Origin of the sequence: Catellatospora sp. NPDC049609, assembly GCF_040675365.1 — a bacterium.
In the GTDB taxonomy this organism is placed as follows: Bacteria; Actinomycetota; Actinomycetes; order Mycobacteriales; family Micromonosporaceae; genus Catellatospora.
Map to the genome: position 1 here is coordinate 26,881 of NZ_JBFAOU010000058.1, position 16,079 is coordinate 42,959.

Annotated in this window: 14 protein-coding genes; 7 read left to right on the plus strand and 7 right to left on the minus strand. The window is 69.5% G+C overall.

The window, feature by feature from the left end:
* Positions 1-91: 91 nt before the first annotated feature.
* From AB0J67_RS18185 to AB0J67_RS18200, 4 genes are all read right to left on the minus strand, one after another.
* On the minus strand, positions 92-874 hold the full coding sequence (locus tag AB0J67_RS18185; RefSeq protein WP_363483594.1) for a GNAT family N-acetyltransferase: 783 nt from the start codon (positions 872-874) through the stop codon (positions 92-94).
* 48 nt (positions 875-922) lie between these two features.
* Positions 923-2,212, minus strand: coding sequence for an MFS transporter (locus tag AB0J67_RS18190; RefSeq protein ID WP_363483597.1), 1,290 nt, complete (start codon positions 2,210-2,212; stop codon positions 923-925).
* The gene (locus AB0J67_RS18195) at positions 2,209-2,748 is read right to left on the minus strand and encodes a winged helix-turn-helix domain-containing protein (protein WP_363483600.1); all 540 of its coding nucleotides are present in this window, start codon (positions 2,746-2,748) and stop codon (positions 2,209-2,211) included. Before AB0J67_RS18195 ends, AB0J67_RS18190 begins: the two co-directional genes overlap by 4 nt.
* Before the next feature lie 223 nt (positions 2,749-2,971).
* Positions 2,972-4,111, minus strand: a complete 1,140-nt coding sequence (locus AB0J67_RS18200) for an epoxide hydrolase family protein (RefSeq protein WP_363483603.1) — start codon at positions 4,109-4,111, stop codon at positions 2,972-2,974.
* An 86-nt stretch (positions 4,112-4,197) separates the two neighbouring features.
* Here AB0J67_RS18200 and AB0J67_RS18205 point away from each other — a divergent pair, with 86 nt between their 5' ends.
* Together AB0J67_RS18205 and AB0J67_RS18210 are read left to right on the plus strand one after the other, a co-directional pair.
* Entirely contained in the window at positions 4,198-4,833 is a 636-nt protein-coding gene (locus AB0J67_RS18205) for a helix-turn-helix domain-containing protein (RefSeq protein WP_363483606.1), read from the plus strand.
* A 293-nt stretch (positions 4,834-5,126) separates the two neighbouring features.
* Complete coding sequence (locus AB0J67_RS18210; RefSeq protein WP_363483609.1) at positions 5,127-5,543, plus strand: DUF2809 domain-containing protein; 417 nt, start codon at positions 5,127-5,129, stop codon at positions 5,541-5,543.
* A 357-nt stretch (positions 5,544-5,900) separates the two neighbouring features.
* Here AB0J67_RS18210 and AB0J67_RS18215 read toward each other — a convergent pair whose 3' ends face one another.
* Positions 5,901-6,449 carry an STAS domain-containing protein gene (locus AB0J67_RS18215; protein ID WP_363483612.1) on the minus strand — a complete coding sequence of 183 codons (549 nt, stop codon included), beginning with the start codon at positions 6,447-6,449 and terminating at the stop codon, positions 5,901-5,903.
* Positions 6,450-6,664: 215 nt separating this feature from the next.
* Positions 6,665-7,003 carry an STAS domain-containing protein gene (locus AB0J67_RS18220; protein WP_363483615.1) on the minus strand — a complete coding sequence of 113 codons (339 nt, stop codon included), beginning with the start codon at positions 7,001-7,003 and terminating at the stop codon, positions 6,665-6,667.
* Between the two features lie 593 nt (positions 7,004-7,596).
* Between AB0J67_RS18220 and AB0J67_RS18225 the strand changes: the two genes are divergently transcribed.
* Positions 7,597-7,890 carry a MerR family transcriptional regulator gene (locus AB0J67_RS18225; RefSeq protein WP_363483618.1) on the plus strand — a complete coding sequence of 98 codons (294 nt, stop codon included), beginning with the start codon at positions 7,597-7,599 and terminating at the stop codon, positions 7,888-7,890.
* Between the two features lie 9 nt (positions 7,891-7,899).
* Here the strand turns inward: AB0J67_RS18225 and AB0J67_RS18230 are convergent, their stop codons facing one another.
* Positions 7,900-8,310 (minus strand): hypothetical protein, encoded by a 411-nt coding sequence (locus tag AB0J67_RS18230; protein ID WP_363483621.1) that lies wholly within the window; start codon positions 8,308-8,310, stop codon positions 7,900-7,902.
* Positions 8,311-9,233: 923 nt separating this feature from the next.
* Here AB0J67_RS18230 and AB0J67_RS18235 point away from each other — a divergent pair.
* The 4 genes from AB0J67_RS18235 to AB0J67_RS18250 all read left to right on the plus strand — a co-directional run.
* Positions 9,234-9,359 carry a hypothetical protein gene (locus AB0J67_RS18235; protein WP_363483624.1) on the plus strand — a complete coding sequence of 42 codons (126 nt, stop codon included), beginning with the start codon at positions 9,234-9,236 and terminating at the stop codon, positions 9,357-9,359.
* Between the two features lie 479 nt (positions 9,360-9,838).
* Complete coding sequence (locus tag AB0J67_RS18240) at positions 9,839-14,143, plus strand: fibronectin type III domain-containing protein (RefSeq protein WP_363483627.1); 4,305 nt, start codon at positions 9,839-9,841, stop codon at positions 14,141-14,143.
* A 332-nt stretch (positions 14,144-14,475) separates the two neighbouring features.
* Positions 14,476-15,537 (plus strand): GDSL-type esterase/lipase family protein, encoded by a 1,062-nt coding sequence (locus AB0J67_RS18245; RefSeq protein ID WP_363483630.1) that lies wholly within the window; start codon positions 14,476-14,478, stop codon positions 15,535-15,537.
* A 279-nt stretch (positions 15,538-15,816) separates the two neighbouring features.
* A partial coding sequence (locus AB0J67_RS18250; protein ID WP_363483632.1) for a hypothetical protein occupies positions 15,817-16,079 on the plus strand: 263 nt, incomplete at its 3' end.

The following is a 16,079-nucleotide window of genomic DNA, read 5'->3' on the forward strand; positions in this document are numbered from 1 at the left end:
GGTGGTCCGCACGACCCGTGCGCTGATCCGCATCTGCGACTGCCACGCCGTCGGTGGTGGCATCGGGCCGCGGGCAGGATCTGAGGCTCGGTCACGAGGCGGTGGGCGTGGCCGCCGACGTCAGGAACTTGCCCATGCTCATGTCATCGACGTAGGAGCCGTCGATCAGGAACTCGTCGACGTACCGGCCTTCGACGGCGTAGCCGTGCTGCTGGTAGAGCTTGATGGCGCCACTGTTGGTGGCGAGGACGCGCAGTCCGACTTTCTTCGCCCCTTGCGACCTGGCATGGCCTTCGGCGGCCGACAGCAGCGCTGAGGCGATGCTCATGCGGCGGGCCTGCTCGGCTACCAGCAGGTTCCACAGGCCGAAGACGTGGGCCCCTTCGGGGAACGGGCTCGTCCGGTGGGTGCTCACGGTCCCGACGATCTGGCCGCCGAGAGCGGCGACCAGGTGGGTTTCGGGCTTCCTTCGTTCGTTGAAGTACTCAGTCGGCTCGTCAGCTGCGGTGGAGGGAAGCCCCGATCCGGCGGTCCAAGCCGTACGGTTGAGTGCGAGCAGAGCGGTGTCGTCCTCGGCTGTGGCGGGTCGCACCAGGGGCAGCCAGTCGATGGTGAGCGTGTCCCTGGTCGCGAACCGCAGCAGGTGGCCGGTCATGGTGTCCTCCACCGCCGCGACGGCGTCCGCCGCGCCGGCTTTGACGATCATGTCGAAGTGGCCGGTGGCCGCCACGAGCAGGCAGCTGCCGACGCTGAACATGACAGACCCGCGTTCTTCGTCGAGGCGAGTGGGCACCTTGCGCCCCATGTGAGAGACCAGTTGCTTGATGTAGCGGTGGGGTCGGTCGGTGACCACGCGTGCGGTCGAGTAGATCATCTGATGCCTTTCCGGCAGTCGAAACTTGGAGACTGACGGGTGCACCGATCAGGCATGGACGGCTGATTCGGTCACCCGGGCAGGGCTGTTCTCCGCCGGCGTCCGGCGGTCGGAGGCTTCACGTAGCGCCGCCTCGACCCGCCGGTTGCTGGTCATGGTCGCCGTGACAGCGGTCATGGCAAGCAGCAGGGCGGCGGCGGTGAAAAGCGGAGTGCGTACGTCGTAAGCGGTGGCCAGCCAGCCGCCGAGGAACGCGCCGAACGGGGCGGCGCACATGGCCAGCATGCGGGAGGTGGAAGCGACCCGGCCCATCAGGTGGGCGGGCACGATCGCCTGCCGGAGAGAGGGCCCGAGCACCATCGTGGCGCCCATGCCCGCCCCGCACACCGCGAGCGCGAAGCCTGCGACGTACGGATTCGGCGCGGCGGCAAGGCCCAGGATGGCGAGACCCTCCGCTGCGGCTGTGCAGGTCAGCGCGGTGCCCGTGCCGAGTCGCCGGCCCAGGAAGGACGCGATGCCCGCGCCGAGCAGACCGCCGGTGGCCTGTGCCGTGAGGAGCAGACCGAAGCCGTAGGTGTCGATGCCGAGACGGTCGTGGGCGAACAGGACGAGGACGGTCTCCACGGCGAGGAAGGCGATGTTCCCGACCGCCGGGCGCAGCGCGAGCCCGAGCAGCAACGTGTCCCGGAAGACGTACGAGGCGCCGGCCCGCGCCTGCCGCAGCAGCGACTCGCGGACCTGCGGCACGGGCCGGGCTACGGCAGGCAGCGACCGTACGAGCAGTGCGGACAGCGCGAACGACACCGCGTCGGCGAGCAGTGGCACGGCCCGCCCGAGGGCGAGCAGGGCACTGCCCGCGGGCGGTCCCGCGAAGCCGGACGCGGCGGTCTGGGCGCCGCGCAGGCGGGAGTTGGCGCGTTCGAGCAGCGCGGGGTCGCGGCCGAGCAGATCCGGCAGATAGGCCGTGGCGGCCGTGTCGAAGAAGAGTCCGCCGAGGCAGAGCAGGAACGCGACGGCCGCGAGCAGTGGAATGCTCAGCACGTCGAGCGCGGCGGCCGCCGCCGGGATCACGAGCAGCGACGCGCGTGCCGCGTCCATGATCCACATGGTGCGCCGGCGGTCCCAGCGGTCCACGAGCGCACCGCCGAGCACCCCGAAGAGCAGCCAGGGCAGCGTGCTCGCGGCCGTGATGACGGCGAGCGCCATCGGATCGCGCGTCAACGTCACCGCGAGCAGCGGCAGCGCGGCATGTGAGACTCCGTCGCCGAGGGAGGAGATCGTCTGCGCCGTCCACAGTCGCCCGAACCCGGTCGGCAGCTTTCGCATGTCTGAGGTCACTTGCCGTCCTTTTGGCCCTGTTCGGGCCGCGCCGGGTGGAACAGCGCGAAGACGAGTGACGCGTCCGGCAGCGACGGATCGGACAGCTGTTGATACTCGTCCGCGAGCGCCTGCAACCGGGCCCCCAGCTCGGCGAACTGCTCCTCGGTCAGCCGCAGGTGCGCCATCCGGACGTGCCGCTCCTGTTCCAGCGGCGCCGCCTCCAGGTCGGCCACCGCATGCCGCATCAGCACATCCGGGGCTCCCTCGCCGGGATGCGGCAGCACGATCGACCGGGCTGCCATCGCGTAGTACCGCTCGGTGACCCCTCTGACCTTGCGGGTTCGCACGACCTTGATCAGGCCTGCCCTTTCGAGCAGCCGTACGTGGTAGCTGGAGCTTCCTTTCGCGAGGCCCAGTCGTTCGGCGATGTGCGTGATCGTCGCGGGCTCGAAGCGGAGCACGGCCATGATCCGGTGACGCGTGAGGTTGGACACGGCGCGTAGCTGCTCGTCATTGGTGACGTGGAACGTCTCAGGAAGATCGTCGACTGGCACGCGGACAATGGTCAACGATTCTTGACCATTGCGCAAGAGGTTTCTGCGATCATTCGGGCGCGACGACGCGAGGGCCAGCCGGCGATCGTGCCGGACAGTGGTGCGTGAGTCCACAGTGGTCGTGGGTGCGGTCCGGCCGCCGGCAGCTCGGCGCCCGTCCGGCGGGCCGGGTCGACGCGGCGACCCGACCCGCCGGCACTTGGCGGGAACGTGTGGTGGTGGGTCAGCCGGCCACGGCGGCGAAGAACCGGCGGATGTCTCCGGCGAGGATCTCGGGTGCCTCGTGCGCGGCGTAGTGCCCGGCCGCGTCGCGTTGCGAGCCGGTGGGGCGGCCGGTGTCGTAGGAGTGCCAGCTGACGATGTTGGCGTGGTCGCGGTCGGCGAACCGGCGGATGGACTGGAAGTCTCCGGTGAACATCGCCAGGCCCAGTGGTGCCGTCGTCGGCGCGGTGGGCTCGGTGGTGTGGTGGGCGTCCTCGTAGTAGAACCGGATCGATGAGGCGGACGTGCCGGTCAGCCAGTAGAGGGCCACGTTGGCGATCACGAACTCGGGGTCGAGTCCTTCGCCGAACAGCTGCCCGTTCCAGGCCAGTAGCCCGACGGGGGAGTCGGCCAGCGCGAAGGCGATCGTCTGCGGCTGCTGGCTGTGCAGGGTGTTGAAGGAGAACATGTTCTCGTAGAACCAGTTCAGCTTGGCCAGCGCCGCGAGGTCGGCGGCGTCGAGTCCTTCGAACTCGGCGGCGTCGCCGGAGGGGAACGAGAAGATCTGCGTGACGTGCACGCCGATGACGTTGTCCGGCGCCGCCTGCCCCAGCAGGGGCGCGATCATCGAGCCGGCGTCGTTGCCGACCGCCCCGTAGCGGTCGTAGCCCAGCCGGCTCATCAGTTCGGCCCAGGCACGTGCGGTCCGGTGCCGGTTCCAGCCGGGCGTGCGCGTCGGGCCGGAGAAGCCAAAGCCGGGCAGCGATGGGATCACCAGGTGGTGCGCCGGTGTCTGCGGTTCTGCCGGGGTCGTCAGAGGCTCGATGAGGTCGAGGTACTCCAGCACGGAGCCGGGCCACCCGTGGGTGAGGATCAGCGGCGTCGCGTCCGGCCGGGGTGAGCGCACGTGCAGGAAGTGGATCTCCTCGCCGTCGATCTCGGTCGTGAACTGGTCGTAAGAGTTCAGCCGCCGCTCGGTGACGCGCCAGTCGTACTCGTCGAGCCAGTAGCGGGCCAGGGCGCGGATCCGGTCGTTGGTCTGGCCGTAGGCGGCGCCGACGCCAGGCAGTTCGTGAGGCCACAGAGCCCGGGTCAGGCGGTCGCGGAGGTCGTCGAGCAGGGGCTGGGCGATGTCGACGCGGAAGGGGCGGAACTCGGACATGGCAGGTCTCCCGATCAGAGCGGAATGCTTCGTTCCGTTTGACCATAGCAGAGCGGAACGATCTGTTCCACTGTTATCGTGTGCGCATGACGTCAGCGATGTCCGGCCTTTCCGGCCGGCGAGGTCAAGCCGCCCGTAACGACGAGGTCATCCTCACCGCTGCCAGGGAGGTCTTCCTGGCCAACCCGTCCGCGCCCATCGCGGCCGTCGCCGAGCGCGCGGGCGTCGGCATAAGCGCGCTCTACCGGCGCTACTCCAGCAAGGAGGAACTGCTGCGCACCCTGTGCCACGACGGCCTGCGCCGCTACATCGCCGAGGCCGAAGCCGCCGCCGCCGAATCCGATGACTGGCGGGCCTTCGCCACGTTCGTCGAGCGGATCGTCGCCGCCGACGTGCACTCGCTGACGGTCCACCTGGCCGGCACCTTCACCCCGACCGAGCAGATGGGCCGCGACGCCGTCCGCGCCAATCAGCTCGCCGAGGCGCTCATGCGGCGAGCTCACCGCTCCGGTCGGCTGCGCAGCGACGTGGTGACCCCCGACCTCATCCTGCTGCTGGAGGGCTGTGCGGCGGTGCGCGTACCCGACTCCGATCGCACCGCCGCGCTACGCCGACGCTACCTGGCGGTCCACCTTGCCGGATGGGCCGCCCAAGACGCCGGGGAGCTGCCTGGTCCGCCCCCGACGGCCGACGAGCTCAACTGGCGATGGCAGCGGCCATGACGCTCCCGCCGACAGCAGCCGCCAGGGCCAATGGCGACACCCCTCAGACAGCTCGGCTGGCGACGAGCCGACCACGACGCGCGAGGTCCTTGCCCGCCACAGCTGCTGGCAACCGCGCCTCTGGTCGCGTCCGAAGCGAATATGGCGTCACCCGACGGACTCCCTTGCCGGGTTCGTGCGTATCCGCCGAGAGGCCGGCGCGGCGGCTGGTCCTTGGGCGGCTCGGAGGAACCGGGTTCCCCAGTCTCGGAGGTGGAGGGCGAATCAGCTGCGCTGCCACTTATGATTGCTCGATGTCGTTCGCAGTGCGGCGGATTCGGCCACTGATGGTGGTATCTGCAGCTGGCTTTACAGGCGCTGCCTTCGCAATCCGCGCCACGATGGACGGGCCCATCGAACAGTACTCAGGCGCCGCCTTGTCCGCGGCCATCGTCTACACGATCGTGATCTTCATCTGGCCGCTGATGTCCCCACTGCTCGCTGGCAGCGCCGCGATCGTCTACTGCTGGCTCATCGAGTTCGCACAGCTCACCCCCATACCCGCAGCACTCTCCGAACGCAGCTCGTTCGCGCGCCTGCTGCTGGGCGCCCAGTTCGACACCATCGATGTTGCCTGGTACCCCGTCGGCGCCGTCCCATTGGCCGCCGCCCATTGGTTCCTTCGGGCCCGTACACGTTCCCAGGCAGACCTGACACCCGTTGAGCCTTAGAGAGCTATTCACTCGATAGACATCGACTAGTCTTTACCCGGGGCGGCCTGTCCGCGAAGATCGGTTGAGTTGTCACAAGCCAGGTGATCTACCCGCGGACGGGTCGTCGTGTCTAATTCCGACAGGTCGCAGGTTGACCAAACGCTCCGGCCGTTAATCGATGTCTATCGAGTGTATAGCTCACTTGGTGGGCGGTGGCGGTCATCGTGGGCCCTTCGTCGTGCGCTCGTGGTGCGACGGTGGTGCGGGCTGCCGGGAAGGTGTCGCGGGTACTGCCGCCAGTCGAATTGTCCGCCATGGTGTGCTTGAGACGTTGCTGGACCCGCAGCTCGCGGTTTTCTGGCGCGTCGGGCGTGGTCAGGCCGGTGCTGCTGGTCTGCGCTGGGCGCATCGCGATCGGTGGCGTCGGCCCCGTGGCCGGGACCTGACGGGATTGCGGGCGGCGGCCGGTGAGGGCAGCCGGGACGTTCCGGTGAGCGCTCTGCCACGGCCGTCGGCGCTCAGGGCCGCTGCTACTGCAACGGACGAGTTGATGATCAGGAATTGGAGGCCGCGTGTGGCGGCCTGGCGGTGGCACGCGTGTACTGCCGCGACTCCGGTGCCGTCGATGAGTGTCACCGCTGACATGTCCAGTGTCAGTGCGGTGGTGGCCTTGGTCCTCATGATCGCGTCAGCGACTTTGGTCAGCAGGTAGACGCTGGAGGCTTCGACCTCGCCGGTGACGACCAGGCGCGGGGTGCCGGCCAGGGTGCGCAGCCGGATGCTCAGAATGTCGGCCTGCCGCCTGAACGTCGAGGTGTTGAGGGTTGTCCGGGGTGCGGGTCTGGCGCTGATGGGGCGGGAGGTGCCATGTCTGTGGTTGCTCCTGCCTGCCCGGTAGCAGTGTGTCGCCGGGGCTGACCGCAAGCCTAGGGCCCGTCCCGGCCCGCCGCAACGGTTTAACGCCGCTGCCAGGGGCCGGGCAGATTCGTACCGGCCGTGCCGGACGCAGCGGTTTCCGGGGTACTGCGGGCGTCGAGGCCTTCGCCGATCCAGCGGTGGTCGGACCGATCCCGGTCGGTGGAAGGCTCGCTGGTCGGGACGCGGACAGCGCCGGAGGGCGTCGCTGGTCCGGGGGTGCGCTAGGGGGTGGCGGGCTCGGATGCTGTGGCGAGTCCGCGGGTGAGGAGTTGGCAGGTGCCGGTGAGGTCCAGGACTCGGCGCACCGGATGCTGGGGGCGGATGACCCGGAAGGCCGCACCGGCCCGCAGGACCGCGGCCCGGCCGCGCAGTAGTGCGTCCAAGCCTGCCATGGCGAGCGACGAGACCTGTACGAGGTCGACGACAAGCTGCGTGACCTGGTGTGTGTCGAGGGCCGCGGTGATGGCAGCGGTGAGGTCGGCACCGTCATCGATGTCCCCGACGACACCGAGAATGGCGACGCCGCTCTCGTCGACGTCCGTCGTGATCTGGAGTGTCACCCGAACCGCCCTCCCGCGCCTGTCACGGATGCATAGGCTACGAGCGGCAGCACAAAAAATCTAGCCTGGCCGCACTAGACATACTCTCCGGCCTTGGCTAACGTTCCTCTTGCTATCAACAGAGTCACGTGAGACGCGCACGACGGCCCGTCCTGAGGCGCCGGACGGAGGCGGAACCAGCGCCACACACCACGCACGGCAATACCCAGGATCCGCCGAAGCTCCAGCGCAACCGGTGGGACGAAGCAGGTTCAGGTCTCCGCCTGAGTGCGGCAGATGTGCCCGCGGAACCCGTGGCTTGAGAACGGCGAGGGCGGATCGAGAAGCAAGCGGCAGAGAACGCAGAGGAAAGGGAGGGCCGTAACACCACTGGATCGCCCGCGATCGACCTGAATCCCCGGTCGGGCGGATACCGCAGCACCGCGTCGTGTCAGAGGTGGTCTTCGGTCACGCTTACGCGATCCCCGCACCCTGAGAGCCGCTGGTCGGCTGGTGCGTGACGACAAGCCGACGCGGTTGGTCGGCGGATGGTGTTCGACCGCAGCCCTGGGCCCCGGCGCTTCCGCGCCGGGGCCCTCGTCATGGAGGTGAGAATGGGCCAAAACCCAGACGACAGGTTGGCAGACGAGCACTACCCCGCCTACACGATGGGCCGTGCCGCCGAGATGCTCGGCACGACGCGCGGTTTCCTGCGCAGCCTCGACCAGGTGCTGATCAACCCGCAACGCTCTGCCGCCGGACACCGGCGCTACACCCGCCACGAACTGCGCCTGGCTGCCCGCGCCCGCGCCCTGGTCGACCAGGGCATCGGCTTGGAAGCGGCATGCCGCATCATCGCCCTACAAGACCAACTCCAGGAAGCCCGCCGCCTCACGCAGCACGCCTGATCCGATTGCTCAGGGCTGCCTGATCTCGGCGCAATGCCTTGCCGCGGTCCGCCTGACCCTCGGGCCGCTGGACGGAGGTGGGCATATTGCCGGGCCAGTGGACGCCGGCGCCGTATTCCAGCGCTGGCCGTGCTGCTCGATCTCCACACGAAGTCGCTCGAGTTGCGCGATCGTGGCCTGTAGTGCCGCGATCTCCCGTGCGGCGCGGGTGGTCAGTTCCTTGAAGCGATCGAGGACGCCGTCGACGTCTCGGCCGTCTCGGGGCCGCTCGTCAACTGGCAGGATCACGATCGCCGCATCGGCGACGCCGCAGTGCTGCCCGCTGCGGACGGGCGTCAAACCACGCCTGATTGCGCTCGTTCGCGGCCAGGTCTGCCCCGACGCCGTCGACCCGCGCAGCAGGCAGGCTTTCTTCGACATCCCGGCTCTTGCTCGGACCGACAGGCCTCGTGCGCCGGAACTGCGGATCACGTCCACGGGTCAGCATCGCGGCACCGGCCCCTCGATCATCTGGCCTCAGTTGGTGAAGCTCGCTGACGACGTGGCCCGAGGCGCCAGCGGAACACAGAACCGAGAGCGTGGCGCACCAGTGGCACCGACCTTCACGGAAGGCCGCCAGAAAATATGTGGCGGCCGTAGTAGACATCCGCAGGATCGTTCGTTAGAGTTCCTGGAGTCAACGAAGGAACATAAAGACGCCGACGAAACATTGCCCGCCCATGCGGGTACTGGACCAACGCGGAGCTGGCGCCGAGCACGTCACGGCACCGCCCGAGCAGTACCGAACAGCAGTACCGGGTCGCGGTTGGGCCCGGGCCTAGCCGGTGAGGCCAGCTTTTGGTCAGGGTTTCACCGGGGCAGGAAGGCCGTACGTGCGTGGGGCCACGAAGTCGAGTGGGGCTCCGGCACCGGCGGAAGTAGGGAAGTGGCAGTACGGGTACCGCCCGGGTAGTGCCACGGGGTGTCAGCAGGCGAGGCCAGGAAACAGTTTGGGGCTTCGCCCGGGTTCGAAGTCCGCCGTACGTGGTGGGGCCATGAAGTCGCGTGGGGCTCCAGCGCCGGCGGGTGGCACGACGGCAAGGTAAGTGGGAAGCAGAGGAAAGGGAGGGCAGGTACACCGTTGGATCGCCCGTTGCAGGCTGTTGTTCGAGTCTGCCGGTCGCCGCTGTTTCCATCCGTACGAAAGGTGGTCTCGGTCACGCTTACGCGATCCTCGCGCCTGGCGCCGTTCATGGCAGCCGGTGCGGATACGACAAACCGGCGCTGTTAGCCGGTGATGGTGTTCTACCCGTAACCCTGGGCCCCGGCGCTTTCGCGCCGGGGCCCTCGTCATGAAGGTGTGAATGAGTCAAAACCCGCAGGACATGTTCGGCGAGGACGACTACCCCGCCTACACGATGGGCCGGGCCGCGGAGATGCTCGGCGCCGTGTCCGCGGGCCATCGCGCCGACCGTACCGTCACCGCGTAGCGGATCATCATCGGCGTGGTAGGGAGCGGATGGCGTCGCCCCTGCGGACACCGCCACGGCCAACACGACGATTCCCCAGGAGAGCACTACCCGGCCGACCCTGGCGACCCGACACGGCCGGCGTGCACGACAGCGCTCAAAGCCCACCAGGAAGAGTCGATCACTGTAGACAGGTTGGGTGGTTACCCCTCCAGTTCCGGATCGGCCACCAGCATCGCACGTGATGCCGACGGTCCAAAGAGACCAACGCTGCGGGATGAGCACAGCTGGGCACATTCATGCACACCAGAGTTCACCCAGCGAGAGCAGTTGTCCTCCCTGCTGACCACCGGCGACCCGGCCGCCTGAGCGCGACCTCGTCACGCAGCGGGCGAGGGGTGACCGGGCAGTCGATGTATTGCTATCTTTTACCGGCCCGCGCCCCGGTCGAGCCTTCCGGCGCGCCGCCAGAGCGCGGCGACGACCCCTGGGGAGGGCTCATGCGCCGAAGGCGCCACACCACCGGTCTGGCACTGGCGGGAATCCTGATCGGACTGCTCACCGCACCCGGTGTGAGGCCTGCGGCGGCTGCCGCGGCGCCGCCCGCGGGCGGCATGACCGGTGCGCAGCTGACGCAACTGTTCGCCGGCTACGGCAACACCAGCGGCCGGTGGAGCGGCGCCGACAGCACCGCGTCGGTGCTGCTGCCCGACGGGCGGGTGGCGTGGTTGTTCTCCGACACGATGATCGGCACGGTCAACGCCGACTTCAGCCGACCCCGGTCGAGCCCGATGATCAACAATTCGCTGGTGGTGCAGGACGGCGCGGCGCTGACCTCGACCGTGCACGGCGGCTCGGCCGCCGCCCCGCAGTCGCTGATCCCGTCGGCGGTCAGCGGCGAGTGGTACTGGATCGCCGACGCCACGGTCGAGGCCGGCACAATGAAGGTGCTGGTCAACCGCTATCGCAAGACCGGTGACGGCGGCCTGGACTTCGCACTGACGGGCACCGCGCTGGCGAGCATGGCCCTGCCGGGCCTGACCGTCAGCAGCGTCACCGAGCTGCCGCTGGGCGACACCGTCGCGTGGGGTGCAGCGCTGCTGGAGGACGGCGGCTACACCTACATCTACGGTTCCGAGTACGTCGCCGCCGACGCGATGCGTTTCGCCCGCCTGGCCAGGGTGCCCGCGGGCGGGCTGAGCGGAGCGTGGCAGTACTGGACCGGCAGCGGCTGGTCGGCCTCGGCTACGGCCTCGGCACGGCTTCCCCTGTCGGGGGTCGGCACCGCGTTCGGGGTGCAGAAGATCGGCTCGCAGTACGTCGTGGTGACGATGGAGAGCAACACCCCGTTCGCCGCGCACGCGGTGGCGTACACGGCCGGCAGCCCGACCGGCCCGTTCTCCGACCCGGTCGAGCTGTTCACCGCACCGGAGCCGGCCCAGCGGGAGGGCGTGATCGTGTACGACGCGCGCGTGCACCCGCACCTGGCGCCCAACGGCAAACTGCTGGTGTCGTACAACGTGCACAGCCTGGTCAGCGAGGACCTCTATGCCGACGCGCGGATCTACCGGCCGCGGTTCGTGGACGTGACCTGGCCGGTGCCGGCACCGGACCCGGCCGCGGTGCCGGCCGCGCCGGCGGGCCTGACCGCGGCCGGCGACCCGACGGGCGCGGTGAGCCTGACCTGGCCGGCGGTGTCCGGCAGCGGCGTGACCTACACCGTCTACCAGCGTGATGTCACCGCGGGGCAGACCCACTTCGCTCGGGTCGCATCGCCGACAGGCGCGAACCAGACGCTGGGCGGGTTCCGAACCGGGCACACGTACGAGTTCCGGGTCACCGCCCGCAACGCCGCAGGCGAGGGCCTGCCGTCGGTGGTGCGCAGCGTCGCGGTGACCATCGCCGCCCCGCCGGCCCCGAGCGGGCTGACCGCCGTCGCGGGCAGCGACGGCACCATCGCGCTGAACTGGGGCGCAGTGCCGTACGCGTGGCGCTACGACGTGGTCCGCCGGGACGTGACCGCAGGTGAGACGGCGTTCAGCGCAGTCAACGACGCCAACCCTGGCGACACCACGCTGAGCGTCACCTGGCTGGCACACAACCACGAGTACGAGTTCGCCGTCACGGCCAGCCACGGCGGCGGCACCTCGCCGCAGTCGGCGGCGGTGCGTGCCACCGCCCGCTACGCGCTGCCGCCGACGCCCACCGGACTGACCGCCGTCGCGCAGGGCAACGGCACGATCCGGCTGACCTGGTCCGGCCCGGCCAGCAACGTGTACTACCTGATGTTCCAGCGTGACGTGACCGCGGGGGAGACGACGTTCACGCAGCTGCCACTGCCGCTGTCGTGCTGCGAGCTGGCCGCCGGATACCTCGCCCACGGCCACGAGTACGAGTTCAAGGTCGTGGCCAGCAACTCCGGCGGGGAGTCGGCGGCGTCGAACCTGGCCAGGGCCGTGTCGTCGTATCCGCTGCCGGCCGCGCCAGGCACCCTGTCCGCTGTGGCGGGCAACGGCCAGGTGCAACTGACCTGGGGTGCCAGCAGCAGCCCGGATACGTGGTACTGGGTGTATCAGCGGGACGTGACGGCGGGGGAGCCCGCGTTCACGCGGCTGCCCATCCCGATCTCGACCTGCTGCACGATGACGGCGGGTTACCTGGCCAACGGGCACGTGTACGAGTTCAAGGTGACCTCGACGAACCAGGCGGGGGAGTCTGCGGCGTCGAACACGGTGACGGCGACGCCGCGGCGGCCGCTGCCCGGTCAGGTGACCGGCCTGACGGTGACGTCGCTGAGCAGCGGCGAGCTGCGGCTGAACTGGACCGCGCCGGACACCGACCTGTACTACTGGGTGTACCAGCGCGACGTGACGGCGGGGGAGACGGCGTTCACGAAGCTGTCGCTGCCGGTCGGCACGTGCTGCACGTTCGCGGCCGGGTTGCTGACGCACGGGCACGTGTACGAGTTCAAGGTGGCGGGCACCAACCAGACCGGCGACGGCCCTGCGTCGGCGGCGGTGCGGGGCACGTCGAACTACGCCAAGCCGCCGGCCCCGGCGAACCTGCGGGCGACCGCCGCCGGTGACGGCAGCATCGACCTGGACTGGGACGCCACCGCCGGCAACGTCCTGTACTGGATCTACTCGCGCGACGTCACGGGCGGTCAGTCGTTCACGAAGTCGGCGTATCCGACCGCCCGGACGTCGGCCAGTCTGGGCTGGCTGGTGCACGGGCACGTGTACGAGTTCAAGGTGACCGCGGAGAACCAGGGCGGTGAGGGTCCGGCGACGGCGGCGGTGCGCGCGACGGCGACCGGCGGCCTGCCGCAGGCGCCCAGCGGCCTGACCGCGACCGCGGGCGACGGGCAGGTGACGTTGCGCTGGACGGCCAGCGGCACCGCGAACGTGTACTACTGGATCGAGCAGCGTGTGGCGGGCGGCACCTGGCAGCGGCTGCAGTATCCGCTGAGCACCTGCTGCGTGTTCACCGCGACGCTGCTGGCCAACGGCACGACGTACGAGTTCCGGGTGCGGGCCAACAACGTGCACGGTGACTCGGCGGCCTCGAACGTGGCCAGCGCGCGGCCGCTGCCGCCGCTGCCGCAGCCCCCGACGGGGCTGATCGCGATCGTGGGCGACGGGCAGATCACGCTGCGCTGGACGGCCAGCCCGACCCCGAACGTGTACTACTGGGTCGAGCAGCGCCCGGCGGGCGGGACGTGGCAGCGGCTGCCGCTGCCGGTCACCACGTGCTGCCAGTTCACGGCCGGGCTGCTCAGCAACGGCACCTACTACGAGTTCCGGCTGCGGGCGACGAACCTGGCCGGGGACTCGGCCGCGTCGGTCGCGGCCGGGGCCAGGCCGATGCCGCCGCTGCCGCAGGCGCCCAGCGGGCTGTCGGTGAGCGCGCAGGGCGACACGGCGGCGAGGCTGACCTGGACGGCGAGCTCCACCGGCAGCGTCTACTACTGGATCTTCTACCGCATCGCCGGGCAGAGCGCCTGGACGAAGGCCCAGTACCCGCTGAGCACGTGCTGCGCGTTCACGATGAGCATGCTGAACCCGGGCAAGCGCTACGAGTTCCATCTCAAGGCCGAGAACCTGACCGGGATGTCGGGGGCGTCCAACACCGCCGCGGTGACCCTGACCATCACCGCGCCCGGACGCCCGAACGGGGTGAAGGCGGTGCCCCGAACCGACTCGTCCGACGTGGACGTGTCATGGAACGCGGTCGCCAACGCCACCGGGTACACCGTGGAGGCGCAGGTCTGCAAGACGTCGACGTGGTACCGGGTCGGGTTCATGCTCACGGGTACGACGCACCGGGTCGGCGGCGCCGCGGGCTGCTACACCTACCGGGTGGTCGCCGACCGGTTCGGCGTCTACGGCCCCGACTCGACCGAAACCGTCCTGGCGTTCGGCACGGTCGACGACTACCCGTGGAAGGGCGGCTGGTCGCCGATCGACCGGTACGGGTTCTGGCGCAAGCAGTGCACGTCGTTCGTGGCCTCGCGAGTGTGGCGGCACTACCCGAACCCGGACCCGCCGGGCTTCGTGGTCAGCAACTACTGGCACGCGAAGAACTGGGACGAGGCGGCGCCCAAGCACGGCGGAGCGGTCTGGACGACGCCCGTGGTGGGCTCCATCGCCCAGCACAGCCGGGGAGACTACGGGCACGTGGCATGGGTCGCCGGCATCGACGGCGCATACGTGATCATCGAGGAGTACAACGGCGTCAACTCCGAGGCGTACTCGCGGCGGCGGGTGCTCGCGTCGTCCTTCGACACGTACCTGACGGTCATGTGAGTTGCCCGTTGCCGGGGCGTTTTCTGGACGTGTCCGTCGAGAAAGCGCCCCGGCAACGGGGTGAACCGCGGGCAGTGCCGCGGTCACATGCGCACGGCCGCGAGCGGCACGCCGCCGACGCGGACGTTCGAGCACGGCGACCATGCCCACCTCTGGCGGGACCAGACCGGCCAACGCCGTCCTTCATCGAACCGGTCCCCGCGCGGCGTCAACTTTTGGCGGGGCCGCATCGTTCTAGCAAGGTGACAACGACTGATTCACACGTATGTGCCTCCGCGCGCCGCCGCCCCGCCGCGGCTGGAATTCTCGCTGTACTCGCGATGCTGGGCTCCTTGCTCATCCAGACGCCGGCCGTGGCCGACCTACCGGCCCCGGCCAAGATCATGGTGGTGGGGTCGTCGACGACCCAGGGCAGTGCCGGGGACTACACCTGGCGCTACCGTTTCTGGAAGCACCTGACCGCCAACAACGTCAGTGTCGACTTCGTCGGACCGAGCAACAAGGTGTTCGACAACATCCGCTCGGCGGGCAGCACCTTCGTCTTCAGCGACGCCTACGCCGATCCGGCCTTCGACCGCGACCACTTCGCCCGCTGGGGCGGATTCGTGGGCACGTTCTCCGGCTACCCGACCGGGGCAAAAGACACCATCGCCGCGCAGGTGAGCGCCTACCAGCCTGACTTCGTCGTGGTGATGCTCGGCCTCAACGATCTGACCTGGTTCAGCACCCGGACCCCGGCCGCCGTCGCGGCGGACATGCAGGCCCTGGTCGCCAACGCCAGGGCGGCCAAGCCGAACGTGCGGCTGGTGCTGGCGGCGATCCAGCCGACGAAGTGGGCCGCGGGCAACGCCGTCAACGCCGCCCGCGTCGCCGAGTACAACCAGCGCCTGAGTGACCTGGCGGCCGCGTCGTCGACCCCGACGTCGCCGATCGCCTACGTCCCGCAGGCAGCCGGCTACCAGCCGGACTTCAACGTGACGCCGCACGACAGCCACGACGGCACGCACCCCAACGCCCAGGGCGAGATCCGGATCGCCGACGCGGTCGCCGACGTATTCTCCGCCACGTTCGGGATCGGCCCCGCCTACCCGCTCAGCCTTTCCGGCGTGCCAACCGGACCGGTGCTGCCGTTCCAGCTCACCTGCACGGCGGGGCAGAACATGGCCCGGCTGCAGTGGACCGAGTCACCGGGTGCGACCGGCTACTGGTTCCAGCGCCGCCTCGCCGGCGGCACCTGGGACGCGCAGGTCTACCAGCTCACGTTCCTCACCGACAACCCACTCACCAACCTCTACCTCACCGCCGGCCAGACCTACGAATACCGGCTGCAGGCGGCGAAATGGTACGACAAGGGCGTGTTCTCGAACGTCTGCTCGGTGACGCCGTACGCCTGACGGAGCCGTGTGCGTCCAGGACTGCAGGTCGCCCACAGCCCTGGACCTGCCGCGCGCGTCCCTCCACATGAGAATCGATCGCGACGTCCGAACTCTTGCCTCGCAGTCTTCAACGGAGGTGTCCTTCAGGGCGGTGATCAGCTGGTTGGCGCCGCCAGTCTCAGCCCTGATGGACCCACATGGATCAACAAGCCCCTCGGACTCCGCTCCCAGCTGTTGACATCAGCGCAGGTCTCTGGCACAGTCCGGGCCGGTTAACAGTCCCCGGGGGAGGCTGCGGTGCCGTTCCGGTCCGTGCCGGCCGAGTGCGCCCTCGCGGCAGCTTTGGCCGAGATCAACCGGCTCGGCCTCACGGCGCGGGCGGCGGTCCTCGGCCCGGCCGCATCGCCGACCATGCGCGTCACGCTGTTCCAGGACGGAGCACGGGTCGCCGTCGGCGCGGGAAAAGGCGCGGGCCCCCAAGGCGCGGCGAGCGCGCACTTCGAGGCCCTGGAGCGCTACCTCATGTCAGCCCGGGACAACCGCCGATGGACCGTGGACGC

Coding starts and splice junctions, on each gene's coding strand:
- AB0J67_RS18200 (WP_363483603.1), bottom strand. CDS start 4,111: ATGTCCGAGTTCCGCCCCTTCCGCGTCGACATCGCCCAGCCCCTGCTC.
- AB0J67_RS18205 (WP_363483606.1), top strand. CDS start 4,198: ATGACGTCAGCGATGTCCGGCCTTTCCGGCCGGCGAGGTCAAGCCGCC.
- AB0J67_RS18210 (WP_363483609.1), top strand. CDS start 5,127: ATGTCGTTCGCAGTGCGGCGGATTCGGCCACTGATGGTGGTATCTGCA.
- AB0J67_RS18235 (WP_363483624.1), top strand. CDS start 9,234: ATGAGTCAAAACCCGCAGGACATGTTCGGCGAGGACGACTACCCCGCC.
- AB0J67_RS18240 (WP_363483627.1), top strand. CDS start 9,839: ATGCGCCGAAGGCGCCACACCACCGGTCTGGCACTGGCGGGAATCCTG.
- AB0J67_RS18230 (WP_363483621.1), bottom strand. CDS start 8,310: ATGTCGAAGAAAGCCTGCCTGCTGCGCGGGTCGACGGCGTCGGGGCAG.
- AB0J67_RS18185 (WP_363483594.1), bottom strand. CDS start 874: ATGATCTACTCGACCGCACGCGTGGTCACCGACCGACCCCACCGCTAC.
- AB0J67_RS18225 (WP_363483618.1), top strand. CDS start 7,597: ATGGGCCAAAACCCAGACGACAGGTTGGCAGACGAGCACTACCCCGCC.